The sequence below is a fragment of the Sulfurospirillum sp. UCH001 genome (assembly GCF_001548035.1).
Taxonomy (GTDB): domain Bacteria; phylum Campylobacterota; class Campylobacteria; order Campylobacterales; family Sulfurospirillaceae; genus Sulfurospirillum.
Genome location: NZ_AP014723.1, coordinates 376,555 through 390,273 on the forward strand (window position 1 = coordinate 376,555; position 13,719 = coordinate 390,273).

Genomic DNA, 13,719 nt, shown 5'->3' on the forward strand with positions numbered 1-13,719 from the left:
ATTACAAGCCTATTTCTTTGATTTGCTCCTCACTCATAGCTGTTTTCTTCCCTTTTTCGTCGTATTGGAATCCACTTATAGCAACGCTTTGTTTAAATACAATTTCATTCGCAACTTTTCCAGACTCATAATAAAGTTTTGAGATACCTTCTGCTTTATTGTCATGAAATGGTGTTTCGCTTTGAAGCTTACCTGATGGATAGTAAATTTTTGCGACGCCTTGGGCTTTATCATTAACAAAAGGTGTTTCGCTTTGTACTTTACCTGAGGTGAAATAACTTTTTCTTAGACCCTCAATCATGTCGTTTTTAAAGAGTGTTTCGCTTTGAAGTTCTCCTGTTTCATAGTATGTCTTTCCAAGTCCTTCACGTTTTCCATCTTTAAAAGGTGTTTCCCCACGAACTCTTCCTGAGTCGTAGTAAAATTTCCCTATACCATTTGCGAGTACTTTTGTCTTTGTTTCGATGAGCGTGCCATCATCTTGTACTTCCAAATCGCCATATTCGTAAATTTTATCAGCGCCATAGAGTGTTAAGCTTAACAGCAATAGCATAACAAATTTCATTTTTCAAATCCTTACTATAAATTTTTCGCGAATAGTATCATATTAGATTTAACAGCGCCACTTCCATTCGCGAATTTCTGGCATATCTTGTCCATACGTTTCAATATATGTTTTATGTTCCACAAGTTTGGCATACATGGTGTTTTTAATAGACTCAGCGAAAGCCTGCATTTTAGGTACACGGTTCATCACGTCGATGACGAGGTGAAATCTGTCCATATCATTGAGTACGACCATATCAAATGGCGTGGTGGTCGTTCCCTCTTCTTTGTAGCCTCGCACATGCAGATGTTCATGATTTGCTCTTCGGTACGCCAAACGGTGAATCAACCACGGATAACCATGATATGCAAAGATAACAGGCACATCTTTAGGAAAGAGGGCATTAAACGCTTCGTGGCTAAGTCCGTGTGGATGCTCTTCGCTTGGTTGTAGTTTCATAAGATCAACAACATTGATAAAGCGGATTTTGAGTTCTGGCACAAGATCTCGTAAAATGCTCACTGCCGCCAAAGTTTCTAATGTTGGAATATCGCCACAACATGCCAAAATAACATCGGGTTCACCCGCGTCATTGCTCGCCCACTCCCAAATGCCGATGCCTTTTTCACAATGCGCTACGGCTTCTTCCATACCCAGCCACTGAGCTTCAGGCTGTTTACCTGCCACGATGACATTGATGGAGTCACGACTTTTTAAACAATGCTCTCCAACCCATAAAAGCGTGTTGGCATCGGGTGGAAAATAGACATTGACAATGTGCGCTTTTTTGTTTACCACCACATCGATAAACCCTGGGTCTTGGTGTGAAAAGCCATTATGGTCTTGCCTCCACACATGTGACGTCAAAAGATAGTTTAAAGAAGCGATGGGCTTTCGCCATGGGATTTCACGACTCGTGACTTTTAGCCACTTAGCATGTTGATTAAACATAGAGTCGATGATGTGGATAAACGCTTCATAACACGAGAAAAAGCCGTGTCTTCCTGTGAGTAAATAACCTTCAAACCAGCCTTGGCAGGTGTGTTCGGAAAGGATTTCCATGACACGCCCATCCTGAGCTAAATGGTCGTCAAAATCGTAGTGTTCTGCCATCCAGACGCGATTGGTCACTTCAAAGAGTGCGCCAAGTCGGTTGGACGCTGTTTCATCAGGACCGAAGACACGAAAGTTTTGCATATTGGAGCGCATGACATCGCGCAGATAGTTGCCTAAAACACGCGTAGATTCGGCAATGGTTTGCCCATGTTCTTTGACGTCTACCGCATAGTTTTTAAAATCAGGCAAGCTTAAAGGTTTAAGAAGTGCGCCGCCATTGGTATGAGAGTTAGCTCCCATGCGCTTTTTACCTTTAGGTGCTAGAGAAGCGAGTTCTGGGAGGAGTTTACCATGCGCATCAAAAAGCTCTTCAGGTTTATAGCTTTTCATCCAGTTTTCAAGGATGGTGATGTGTTCGGGCTTTTTATCGAGTTCTGAGAGTGGTACTTGATGCGAACGCCAGTGTCCTTCGGTTTTGAGTCCATCAACCTCTTTAGGTCCCGTCCATCCTTTAGGGCTTCTAAGGATAATCATTGGCCAGCGTGGACGAGTCGGGTTACCCTGTGTTCGGGCTTCATGCCAAATCGTTTTAATTTTAGAGACAATAACATCCATCGCCTCTGCCATCTTTTGATGCATAGAATCAGGTTCATCGCCCTCGACAAAGTAAGGCTCATAGCCGTAACCGATGAAAAGTTTTTCAAGTTCATCGTGAGAGATACGAGAAAGCACTGTTGGATTGGCGATTTTGTAGCCGTTGAGGTGGAGGATGGGTAGCACAACACCATCGCGTTTTGGGTCTAAAAATTTATTGGAGTGCCAAGCAGTTGCTAGTGGTCCCGTTTCGGCTTCGCCATCGCCTACCACACAACAGGCGATAAGATCAGGATTGTCAAACACAGCGCCATAGGCATGAGAAACCGCATAGCCTAATTCTCCACCCTCGTGAATGGAACCAGGAGTTTCTGGTGCGGCGTGGCTTGGTATGCCTCCGGGAAAGGAGAACTGTTTGAAAAGTTTTTGAAGCCCTTCTTCATCTTGAGAGATGTCGGGGTAAACTTCGCTATACGTGCCTTCCAAGTAGGTGTTCGCTACGACCGCAGGACCACCATGCCCCGGGCCTGCGATAAAAAGCATGTTAAGGTCATCTTTTTTGATGACGCGGCTCATATGCGCATAGATAAAATTAAGCCCTGGAGTTGTGCCCCAATGCCCTAAAAGACGGGGTTTTATATGCTCTAAGCTCAAAGGTTTTTTAAGTAGTGGGTTGTCGAGTAGGTAAATCTGCCCCACAGAGAGGTAGTTGGCAGCACGCCAATATGCGTTTATATGTTCAAGTTCTTGTCGTGATAGTGGTTGATTTGTCATCATAACTCCTTTGTAATGAGTCCGTTAGTATGCTACTTCAAGTTTACTTAAAAATATACGTAATTCCTTTTATATTTGTCTATAAAAAAAGCATTTTTTGCACTATAAACTATGCTACAATTTGTGCTCAATTTACACAAAAAAGGCTAAATGTGGGAATTAGTACGAAAAAGCTTGAAGCATTAGTGGATGAAGTTGTTTTACCCTTTGAAAAATTTATTATTGAAGATTCTAGATTAGCGCGTTATTTGTCTGATCCAGAAGTTGCAAAAGTACACAACCTAGCAGTTGCAAAGCTTTCTATTTATATTTATTCTGATATTAAAAGAGCTTACGAGTACGTCCAAGAAGCAGCAAAAAAACATAAGATAAAAGAGATTCCTGTTGAAAATTTACGCGAGTTTTACTCACTCTATTTTGTTTTATGCCGTGAATGGAATCAAAAAAATATGGAAGTAGAAGATCGTTTTGGAAAAAATTTGGAAGTGATAGAACAGTTTGTGTATGACTCTTTTTCAAAAGAAAATGAGAGTAAAGAAGAATTTTTTATCTATGATTCACCAACAATCTCTCAAGATATGGCAAAAATGCACTACAGTGATGATGTCAAAATAAGTGCACTTGCTTTTTGTGCAGAAGGTAGCATCGATGAGCTCGATATTCAAGATATTTTAGAGAGTTGTGGTGAGCTTGCAGACGTTGTGCAAGACTATAACCTTGAATACAATGAGGCTTATTTCTTAAATGTAAAAGAGTATCTTGATTCTTATGCAAAGGTGTTGGAAAAAAACTTTGAGTTTCGAGATTTGGGCTATAGTTTATCTAAACTTTCTGCATTGTTGGAAATACATCTAGAATCTTTACCAAACCATGCCAATAAAAAGAAGATTTTGGTTATTTTAAATGCGATTGCAGAAGATCTTATTGGTTGGACAGAAGCGGTTTTAAAAGAAAAAACAGCAGTAGATATTCACTATTTAGATGCTTCGCTCTTTTCGAGTATTATTCAATTTGAAATGATGCTCACTCCTGCAAGTGAAGAAGATGACTCATTAGAGTTTTTTTAATTTAGCTTTTTTATAAGGATTTTGTGTGCTTTTAGCCATAACTCATTTACCTTCTCCTGCGTTACAGCATTGTGAATTAACGTTTTTAAAAAGTGAACCTATTTCAATGGAAATTGCCAATCTTCAACATCAGGCGTATTGCGCAATGCTGGAGCGATGTGGCGCTAAAGTGATTGTGTTGGATGAAAATTTGGCATGTCCTGATAGTGTTTTTGTGGAAGACCCCATCATTGTTTTTGATGAGGTTGCCGTGCTCACTTCTATGGGCGTAGAATCTCGCCGTAAAGAGAGTGAAGCTATGGAAAGAGTCTTTTCCAAGTACCGTAAAATAGAGCGTATTGTGTTACCTGCAAAAATTGAGGGTGGTGATGTGCTCAAAATAGGCAAGAAAATCTTTGTGGGTGAATCAGCACGTACGAACAAAGAGGGCATTGAAGCCTTAAAAACTATTATCAAGCCATTTGGTTATGAAGTCATTGCGGTAAAAGTGACAGGGTGTTTGCATCTTAAGACAGGCGCTACTGCGCTGGATGATAAAACCATTTTTATCAATTCGCACTGGGTGGATGCAGAGGCATTTGAGGGCTTTGCTAAAGTCGAAGCCTTAAATGATGAGCCTTTTGGTGCAAATGTGCTCAAAATGGGAAACATCCTTTGTATGAATGAAGCATTTCCTAAAAGCATTGCGCATATCAAATCGCTAGGTTACACGGTTGATTCGTGCAATATCAGCGAGTTTGTCAAAGCCGAAGCAGGATTGACGTGTATGAGTGTTCCATTTTTATCGAATGATTAAGAATCGATAATTTCATTTGCTACCTCGATGAGATTTCCATCGAGATCACGAAAATAAACGGATAATAATTCGCTTTTTGCACCTGTTCGCTTTATAGGTCCTTCAAGATAGGAGACACCACAGCGAAGCAAATGTTTTAAAAAAATTTGAAGAGGCATTTGCGTAATAAAACACAGATCAGCAGAACCTGCAGTTGGATATGTCGCTTTAGGCTCATATTCGTGTCCAATTTCGTGAAGGTTGATTTTACTCTCACCAAATTTAAGAGCTTTTCTACCATTAAACGTTATCTCTTCCATTTGTAAAACGGTGCTATAAAAGGTACAACTTCGCTCAATATTTGCAACCGTTAAAACAAGGTGATCTAAATGCGATATAAGTGACATGTTCATAATTCCCTATTTGTTTTTTATCATAGTGTGTTGGTATAACAATGGTATCACTATGTTTTTTCATTCGCTTCTCAAAAAATGCTTTTTGGTGCATAAGCATTTTTTGAGAAGGTAAATAGAGAGGAATTCAAATATAATATAGAAAGTTTTAATGTAGAGTTTTAAAGGTATAACAAACGATGATTGCGAAACACAATTTTGATAAAAAAGAGTTCAAGATTATTGGATTCTTATCAATTCTTTTTTTTATTTTCCTCTTAGTCAATCATGCGTTAAATTATAAATTACTCAAAGAGACTATTCAAGCGTATGAAAACACAATACTGGCTCGTGTAGATGGCAAACTATCTGATTGGGTCAATGAGCGGTTTTCTAACATTGAAAAAATTCAGCGTTTCTTAGAAAAATCAGAGATAAATAGCAAGGCTGAACTTCAAAAAAGTTTGAAACGTATTCAAGAGACAAGCAATTTCCCTTATATTATTATGGGGTTGGATGATGGTACGTTTTTAATTTCAGAAGATAATTTTGTAACGCCAAAAGAGTATGATCCAAGGCGAAGAGAGTGGTATGCAGATACACTTAAAATGCGAAAAACAATTGTCACAAAGCCCTATGTGAGCATGCGCCTTAGTTTACCAGCTGTTTCGGTATGTACACCTATTGATATCTTTGGAGGGATTGGTGTTGTATGTGGAGGTCAGCCTTTTGAGGTCATTCAACAATACATCTCTAGTTATGACATTTTATACGATAAGGCTTTGTATTTGGTGGATGAAAATGGAATTGTTTTAGCCAGCTCGAACCACCAAAAAAATGCTCCAAGTTTCCTAAATGTAACAACGCTTAACGATGACTTTTTAGTGATGAAAATTGCCAATACAAATTGGAATCTGGTCTTTGAAAAAAATCAAGCAATTTACAGTGAAAGACTCAACGTACAACTTTTAATCAGCCTTTTAATTTATGGTGGAAGTATCACGTTGTACATATTTCTCAATCTCTTTTGGCTTTCAAAAAACCGTAAGGTCGAAAATGAACTGACTAAGCAAAAAGACTATTTTCACAATTTTATGCAGCATCATACGTTAAGAGGTGTCATGATTTGTGATTCTTCTGCAAAAATAATCTTTTGCAATCAAACCTTTAGTCATTTTTTACAGATAAAAGAGCCTGTGGAAGAGGGTAATTTTTATGATCTTCTTCAAAAAATGACACAACTCGATCAGAGTATAAAAGAGCAAATTGTTAATTTGATTTTTGAGGTGCAAGAGAGTTCTCAAACCAAATATCTCAATATCGCTAATTCTCAAAATCGAGCAGCTCAACTTTTATTGACTTTAGCGCCTTTTGGCTCAAAAGAAAATAATCAAAATAGTTTTTTACTCTCTTTACAAGATACGACAGAAATGCAGTCTGTTGATGATGAAGAACAAAAAGTCAGTGGTGATGTGGTCTTTAATGCGCACATTGAAAAGCTTTTGATGTTTATAGAAAAAAATCTTGATGATGAACGGCTTGATATCAATAAACTAGCCCATGTTTGTGGTTATTCGAAGTACCATCTGCAACGTATTTTTAAACATTATTGTGGTGAAAATATCGCTTCGTATTTAAGACGATTGCGTATGGAAAAGAGTGCTTTTTTACTCAAATATTCAGAAGAAAAAATTTCAGTGATTGCTGCGTTGTGTGGCTTTGGATACAATCAGTCTTACATTAGAGCGTTTGAGAAATACTATACGCTTTCTCCTAGTGATTTTAGAGATACACACATCAATGATATGCACAATTCAATGATTTTTGATCGAAATGAATATGAAATTATTGAGCAAAAACAATTATCTGTCTTGAATGTGTATAACACACAAAAAGAAAATACTCAGCAGAGTATAGAAATGCTTTTAGAAGACTGTTTAGAAGGGCTTAATCCAAATGCCCAAATGCTTGGTATTTATATGAATGATCCAAAAATGAGCTTTAAAGAAGAAGACAATGTAGCTCCCTATGCTTTTGGCATTCTCTTAGAAGCACATGAATATGAAGGCAAAAAAAATCTTCCTATTCGCATTTTTGAATCAGGAAAATATGCCAAAATAGCCTTTGATCCTCGAAAAAATGATTTAGAAGTGTTTATTCAAAAAATATATTTAACGTTCTACAAATCCTCGGTATATCATTCAAACTTCTTGCCTCTTTTACAAATACAGCATGCAACTCGCCAATCTTATCTCGAAGATATCGCTCAACCCAGTGATTTTTTAGTTTATCTTGGGAAGCTTTAAACATCTCTCATTTTCTGCGCTTTAGTGTTAAAAAGCACTTTTTGTTCATTCTTTAATTAGCAGTTATCTTAATCTTTCATTTGGAATTACTATTAAGTTCCAAACAAAAGGAGATATTGCATGTTAAATATGCAACGAAGAAAAGCAATGAAAACATTTGCTTTACTCGGTAGTGGAATGGCATTGTTTCCAGCATTAGAAGCGCAAGCAAAAATGCTTGAAAAAGATGTTCCAAGATGGGATGAAGAGTTTGATGCTATTGTTGTCGGCAGCGGTTTTGCTGGTAGTGCTGCAATGGTATCTATGATGGATAATGGGCTTAGAAATGTGCTCATGATTGATAAGATGCCATACCTTGGTGGTAACTCATCTATTAGTGGTGGATCATTTGCAATCTCTGGAACATACATTCAAAAGCAGGATGGCATAGATGATAATCCAGAATTACATATTAAAGATACCCTAAAAAGCGGTAAAAATCTTAATGACATCGAACTTGTGCGTATTATGGCATATGAAGGGCTTGATTCATTTAATTGGCTAACTACGAATGGAGTGAAATGGAAATGGGTTAGCCAAAGTGGTGGACACAGTGTTTCAAGAAGCCATTCAGCCGGTGCTGGTTCTTATATCGTCAGACCGCTTCAAAAACGTATACGAGAAATGGGTGGAAAGATTCGTATGCGTGTCATTATGGACGAGATTGTTTATAATGAAAAAGGGCATGTTATTGGTATGAAAGTCCGTGAAAAATATGAATTCAAATTTGATCGTGATTTTGATGAAAACGAGAATACTACTGGCAACACAAAATATTACCGAGCCAATGCAGGAATTATTTTAGCCACAGGAGGTTGGGGTGCTGATAAAAAATTCCGACAACAAATGGATGCAAAACTAACACCTACAACACTGACTACCAATCATATGGGTGCGACGAGTTACACTATCAAAAAATTGATTCAAGATGACATTGAGACAATTGACATGCAATACATCCAATCCATGCATGTAACATCAGCAGACGAAGGCAGTTTTGGTTTTGCGTACCGTTTTATTACCAGAGCGTATGGCTACGGCATGATGATCAATCCAAAAACAGGTCGTCGTTTTGTCAATGAAATTGTTGACCGTAAAAATGGTACTGATGCCATTCTTGCTATGAATGAGGGTGGAACTAACCATCCTATTTTATTTATGGATTCTGTTGGTATTAAAACAGTTGATATTGCAGATTTACAGCGTGGTATGGAAGCAGATGCGATTTGGCAATTTGAAACACTCGATGAGATGATTGCAAAATTTAACATTAACAAAGAGCCATTTTTGGATGAACTCAAAAAATACAATCAGTATGTCAAAAGCGGTAAAGATGCTGATTTTGGTCGTGTTTTTCAAAAGTATAAAGGAGCAACGATCACAATTGAAAAGCCTCCATTCTTTGCAGCACGTCCAGGACCAAAGATCCATCACTGTATGGGAGGAGTGAAAACAACACCTCAGTGTTTAGTATTCCACAAAGGGGGTTACACTGTACCAGGTCTTTTTGCGTGTGGTGAAGTAACCGGCGGAAGACACGGATACAATAGACTTGGTTCTAACGCAGTATTGGATTGTATTTTATTTGGTCGAAAAGCAGGTAAATCTATCGCTGATCGTTATAAACAAATTGTAAGGAGCTAAGGATGAAAAGAGTAACAAACGTAATCATAACAGTGCTCTTTATGTTTTGTACCGCTTCTTGGATTGTTGCGGCTGAAAATAGTTCTAAGCTATTACCTTTGACACCAATGGGTGATAAATTTACAGCACAAAATTATCCATTAGATGGTATTCATAAGAAACTTGGGCTATCGTGCGTGGATTGTCATAACGAAACTAAACCCGAAGAGTATTCGAGTGAAATGCTGGGTAGTTGTTTGAAATGTCACGGCAGCTATGAAACCGTTAAAGAGCGAACAGCTCATTGGGGGCATAACAATAACGTTCACCAATCCCCTCACTTTGAGAATTTAGCCTGTGATGTTTGCCATAAATCACATAGCAAGCCTGCGTCCAATTCTAATCTTTGTGTGCAGTGCCATGGTCAAAAGACCATGAAACAACTGCTTGTGAAGTAAGGAGAAGATGATGAAAAAAATTATAGTAATCACCGTAGCTATCAGTTTCGTAGCAACACTTATTTTGGTATGGGGTGGGCATAAAGTTGTGAAAGTCACAGGGGATGCACCATTTTGTGGTTCATGCCATTCATGGGATGGTCTAATCGCTCAAACACATTTGCATGACCCAATTCATGGCAATGCTAACCCAAAAGGCGTTCAGGCAAGCTGTACAGATTGTCACTTACCACATAGTTCACTCATCGCTTATTTAGGCGTGAAGGCTAAAAATGGTATTGCTGAGGGCTGGACAACACTGACAAAAGATCCAAGTAAGAAAGATTGGTTGGCTAATAGGGAAAATGCGCGTAAAAATTATACGTATGATAGTTCGTGTTTAGAATGCCATAAAGGTCTTTTAGAGAGAGCTTCCAAAGCAGAATTTGCAGATGAGAAATCAAGCAAAATGCACCTTAAATATATCAATTTCAAAGGTACAAAAGAAGAGATGCAATGTACCAGTTGTCATAAATTGGTAGGGCATAAAGACCTTGGAGAGACATTATTTAAGCAAAAAGATACACGTCCAGAATCGTGGGATGAGTGGGAAAAACAGCGTAAAGAGAAAAAATAGTTGAATAGGGAAGTGACACCACTTCCCTGTTAGATATCACAATGATTTAAAGTGTGATTTTAGTCCCTAATACCCCTAAAAATTTGGCAATCCATTGAGGATGCGCTGGCCATGCTGGGGCTGTAACAAGATTGCCATCAACGGCAGCTTCAGTAACTTCGATGGCTTTGTAACTACCACCTGCTTTGGTAACTTCAGGAGCACAAGCAGGATACGCAGAACAGCTTTTCCCTCCCAAAACATCCGCAGCAGCAAGTAGTTGCGCTCCATGGCAAATGGCAGCAATAGGTTTGTTGGCTTTTGCAAAGTGGCGCACCATCTCTAACACTTTTTCATTGAGCCTGAGGTACTCAGGAGCACGACCACCAGGAACTACGAGTGCATCAAACTCTTCGGCTTTGATGGCATCAAACGTGCCATTGAGTGTAAAATTGTGACCGGGTTTTTCACTGTACGTTTGGTCACCCTCAAAATCATGTATAGCTGTACGGATAAATTCTCCTGCTTTTTTATTTGGGCAGACAGCGGTAACAGAGTGTCCAACGGCAGCAAGTGCTTGAAAAGGAACCATAACTTCATAGTCTTCTACATAATCTCCAACGATAAACAGAATTTTCTTTGCCATAATGTCTCCTTATGAAATGGTAATATACTTGATTATAACGCCATTTGATTACAACTCTCTTATGGTTTTATGCTTTTTTCATACACAAAAGAATACTTTAAATTAAAGCCCAGGTATCCCATAAATGTAGCCTACAGGAGCTTGGAATTTATCGATTTTTGGTGCTACTTTTATTTGAAGAACTTTATCCATCGTTTTGATAAAATCGCCTTGATGTTGGGCATTGCTCATGATGTATGCATGACCGTTGAGGTTTTCCACCACTTGGAGTCCTGTTGCTTCTGCACCCGCAGGAACAGAGAGAATACGAGAAAGTTTTTTGGTATCAATGTTGTATGCCCAAACGTAGTTGTTGACATGTGCGCCACTGTCTTCACCAATGAAAAGTGTACGAGCACGTGAGGAGTAAAAGAGATTGTCAGTGTTCGCAACTTTGTTGACCGCACACGTATTGCCAAAAAGATCTGTGGTAATCTCTTCTCCTAAAAGTCTAGCAGGAACATACATGAATGTAGGAACAAAATCGCTTTTGATGATTTCACCATTGGTATCATATATACCGCTCGATAGAGTAACCTCGTATGTTCCACCACAGCGATTTTTAGCAACTCTGATGTCGTCTTTTACAAAGCTCACATCTTTTGTCATCCCTTTTTCGATATAGGACATCGCAATGTAGAGCTTTTTATCTTCTTTGTTAAAGGCAACACCTTCCATTTTGTTGAATTCGGTTGTTGCCCCAAGATACGCTGCATAGCGTCTGGTTTCTAAAAAGGCCGCAGCACGTTCCATCCCTGATTTGAGTTTTAAGTATTCAACTTCTGAATGTCCTGCTTTGATAGCTTTAAACCCTTCATGCTTTTGCGGGTCGAATTCTTTAGGAGCGAGGCTTTCAAAGATGTCACCAAATGTTAAGTTCTCTTTCCAACGCCATACCTCTTCACTGCTTGCATGTCCTAATTTAATCCAAATGAGTGTTGCTTGACCGCCATCTTTAGCGCCATCTTCATTGATTTGTTTCCAGACAGCAGCGTAGAGTGTTCCACTGTCAAGCTCTTTTTTACCATCTCCCACATACATATAGAGTCCCACTTGCGTGCCATCATCACCAAAAAAAGCGGTTTTAGCATCACTCATGACTTTTGCCATTTCCCAGGTTCCACGTCCCATCGCATAGTGCTTTTTGACATTGGTTTTTCCGTTAGGTTTTACGGTAACTTCGGTAATGTAACCATAGTCATACGCTTTAGCTTCTTGTTTACCTTCAAAGTAGAGCTCACTCATGGCTTTAAGCCCTTTTTGTGTTTTTTTATAATGCTCACCGTTTTGGGCGGTAAAGTAAAGATCATAATCTTCTTCACTTCCTAAGTGCGTATTCCAAGGAGTTTGTGAACCAAAGCAAGGAGTCCAAATACCACCTACCTTAGAAAAGTCGATAGGATATTGATCGGTTGCTTTGAGTTTGCCATCTCGCATATCTTGACGAAGAGAGGTTAATGTCATGCTCATAGGTGCACGGTTGTACCACATTTCACTTTTTTCTACGGATGAACCATCACTTAAAATCCAGTCATACTCATAATGTGTGACCAAATACAATGAGCCTTCAACACTTAAAAGTGAGTTGCTATCGGGTGTCTCTGCGATAAGTGGTTTGCCAAAAGGATCTTTGAGAGGTTTTTGTGAAATACTATAGAGCTGTCCTGCAGGGTTTTTACTTGTACCAACTTTATCTTTAACACCAAAAAGTGTTTCATATGAAAGTGCTCTTTCGATTTTCCACCACTGGGAGTATGAATAATGACTTTTGCTTCAGAGTACGTTTTTGCCATTTTTTCAGGTGTGTTAGGTGCTTCCATGCCAATAAATTCTACACGAGTGCCTGCGCAAAGACTTGATGCTACCAATGAGAATGAAATGAGTAGGGGTGTTAATGATTTCACGAGAGCCTCCAATAAATTTTACTCGTACAATCGTAAAAAAGAAGTGTTACAAATACGTTACAATCTTAAAAAAAAGCGTTAGATCAAGAATACACTACAAAGCTTGAAGAAAGTCATTTTACAATAATTGAAATTATACCCTAAGGAGAGAAAGATGAAAAATATTTTAGTTGCAACCCTAATGTTGTTCCTTGCTACAGTGGGTTTTGCAAAAGAACACGCTGTAACATATGAATTGGATGGCAAAGTGTATGAAGGCTATTACAGTACACCTTCAGACAATGCTCCGTTAGTTTTCATCATCCATGACTGGGATGGACTGAATGCTTATGAAATGAAACGTGCAAAAATGCTCAATACGTTAGGTTATGGTGCTTTTGCGATTGACCTTTTTGGGAAAGATGTGAAGCCTGTAACCCTAGAAGAGAAAAAGGCATTAACCAATGCCCTCTACAATGATAGAGCCAAAATGCAAAAACTTTTAAATGCCAGTTATCAAGCAGCAAAAAAAGAGGGTGCTAATGTGACCAATGCGATTGGTATAGGCTATTGTTTTGGTGGTGCCGCATTGTTAGAGATGGCACGAATGGGAACACCACTAAAGGGTTTTGCAAGTTTTCATGGAGGATTAGCAACTCCTAGTGGAGAAGATTATAAGCAGACAAAAGGTTTTGTGCTTATCTTGCATGGAACAGCCGATGAAAGTGTAAGTATGGATGAATTTGCAACCCTTGCGAAGGAGCTTGAAAAGACAGGTGTTAAGCATGAAATGATTGCATACAGTGGTGCACCTCATGCGTTTAGCGTCTTTGGCACAGAACGATACAGAGAGGATGCTGATAAAAAATCGTGGAGAAGATTGGTTGAATTTTTAGATGAGACACTCTCAAAATAAGGCATATTT

Annotated in this window: 13 protein-coding genes; 8 read left to right on the plus strand and 5 right to left on the minus strand. The window is 38.8% G+C overall.

From position 1 onward, the window contains the following. Position 1 precedes the first annotated feature (1 nt). Positions 2-565: a toxin-antitoxin system YwqK family antitoxin gene (locus tag UCH001_RS01920; RefSeq protein WP_067173616.1), complete on the minus strand. Its 564-nt coding sequence runs from the start codon at positions 563-565 to the stop codon at positions 2-4. 48 nt (positions 566-613) lie between these two features. After that, positions 614-2,971 (minus strand): phosphoketolase, encoded by a 2,358-nt coding sequence (locus tag UCH001_RS01925; protein ID WP_067173619.1) that lies wholly within the window; start codon positions 2,969-2,971, stop codon positions 614-616. Positions 2,972-3,123: 152 nt separating this feature from the next. Between UCH001_RS01925 and UCH001_RS01930 the strand changes: the two genes are divergently transcribed. Together UCH001_RS01930 and UCH001_RS01935 are read left to right on the plus strand one after the other, a co-directional pair. Next, entirely contained in the window at positions 3,124-4,038 is a 915-nt protein-coding gene (locus UCH001_RS01930) for a hypothetical protein (protein ID WP_067173623.1), read from the plus strand. Between the two features lie 25 nt (positions 4,039-4,063). After that, positions 4,064-4,834: a dimethylarginine dimethylaminohydrolase family protein gene (locus UCH001_RS01935; protein ID WP_067173626.1), complete on the plus strand. Its 771-nt coding sequence runs from the start codon at positions 4,064-4,066 to the stop codon at positions 4,832-4,834. On the opposite strand, the gene UCH001_RS01940 is transcribed toward UCH001_RS01935, so the two are convergent. Next, complete coding sequence (locus tag UCH001_RS01940; RefSeq protein ID WP_067173629.1) at positions 4,831-5,220, minus strand: VOC family protein; 390 nt, start codon at positions 5,218-5,220, stop codon at positions 4,831-4,833. The two genes, UCH001_RS01935 and UCH001_RS01940, sit on opposite strands and share 4 nt — an antisense overlap. Before the next feature lie 185 nt (positions 5,221-5,405). Between UCH001_RS01940 and UCH001_RS01945 the strand changes: the two genes are divergently transcribed. From UCH001_RS01945 to UCH001_RS01960, 4 genes are all read left to right on the plus strand, one after another. Further along, positions 5,406-7,511 carry a helix-turn-helix domain-containing protein gene (locus UCH001_RS01945; RefSeq protein WP_067173633.1) on the plus strand — a complete coding sequence of 702 codons (2,106 nt, stop codon included), beginning with the start codon at positions 5,406-5,408 and terminating at the stop codon, positions 7,509-7,511. 120 nt (positions 7,512-7,631) lie between these two features. After that, positions 7,632-9,194 carry a flavocytochrome c gene (locus tag UCH001_RS01950; RefSeq protein ID WP_067173636.1) on the plus strand — a complete coding sequence of 521 codons (1,563 nt, stop codon included), beginning with the start codon at positions 7,632-7,634 and terminating at the stop codon, positions 9,192-9,194. A gap of 2 nt (positions 9,195-9,196) precedes the next feature. Next, positions 9,197-9,631, plus strand: coding sequence for a cytochrome c3 family protein (locus UCH001_RS01955; protein WP_067173640.1), 435 nt, complete (start codon positions 9,197-9,199; stop codon positions 9,629-9,631). 10 nt (positions 9,632-9,641) lie between these two features. Next, entirely contained in the window at positions 9,642-10,247 is a 606-nt protein-coding gene (locus UCH001_RS01960; RefSeq protein ID WP_067173645.1) for a NapC/NirT family cytochrome c, read from the plus strand. A 46-nt stretch (positions 10,248-10,293) separates the two neighbouring features. On the opposite strand, the gene UCH001_RS01965 is transcribed toward UCH001_RS01960, so the two are convergent. Together UCH001_RS01965 and UCH001_RS01970 are read right to left on the minus strand one after the other, a co-directional pair. After that, entirely contained in the window at positions 10,294-10,872 is a 579-nt protein-coding gene (locus UCH001_RS01965) for a DJ-1/PfpI family protein (RefSeq protein ID WP_197651432.1), read from the minus strand. A gap of 102 nt (positions 10,873-10,974) precedes the next feature. Then, complete coding sequence (locus UCH001_RS01970) at positions 10,975-12,465, minus strand: PhoX family phosphatase (RefSeq protein WP_067173653.1); 1,491 nt, start codon at positions 12,463-12,465, stop codon at positions 10,975-10,977. Between the two features lie 207 nt (positions 12,466-12,672). On the opposite strand from UCH001_RS01970, the gene UCH001_RS01975 reads away from it, so the two are divergent. Both UCH001_RS01975 and UCH001_RS01980 read left to right on the plus strand, forming a co-directional pair. Further along, entirely contained in the window at positions 12,673-12,897 is a 225-nt protein-coding gene (locus tag UCH001_RS01975; RefSeq protein WP_067173656.1) for a hypothetical protein, read from the plus strand. Positions 12,898-12,969: 72 nt separating this feature from the next. Then, on the plus strand, positions 12,970-13,710 hold the full coding sequence (locus UCH001_RS01980; RefSeq protein ID WP_067173659.1) for a dienelactone hydrolase family protein: 741 nt from the start codon (positions 12,970-12,972) through the stop codon (positions 13,708-13,710). Positions 13,711-13,719 lie beyond the last annotated feature (9 nt).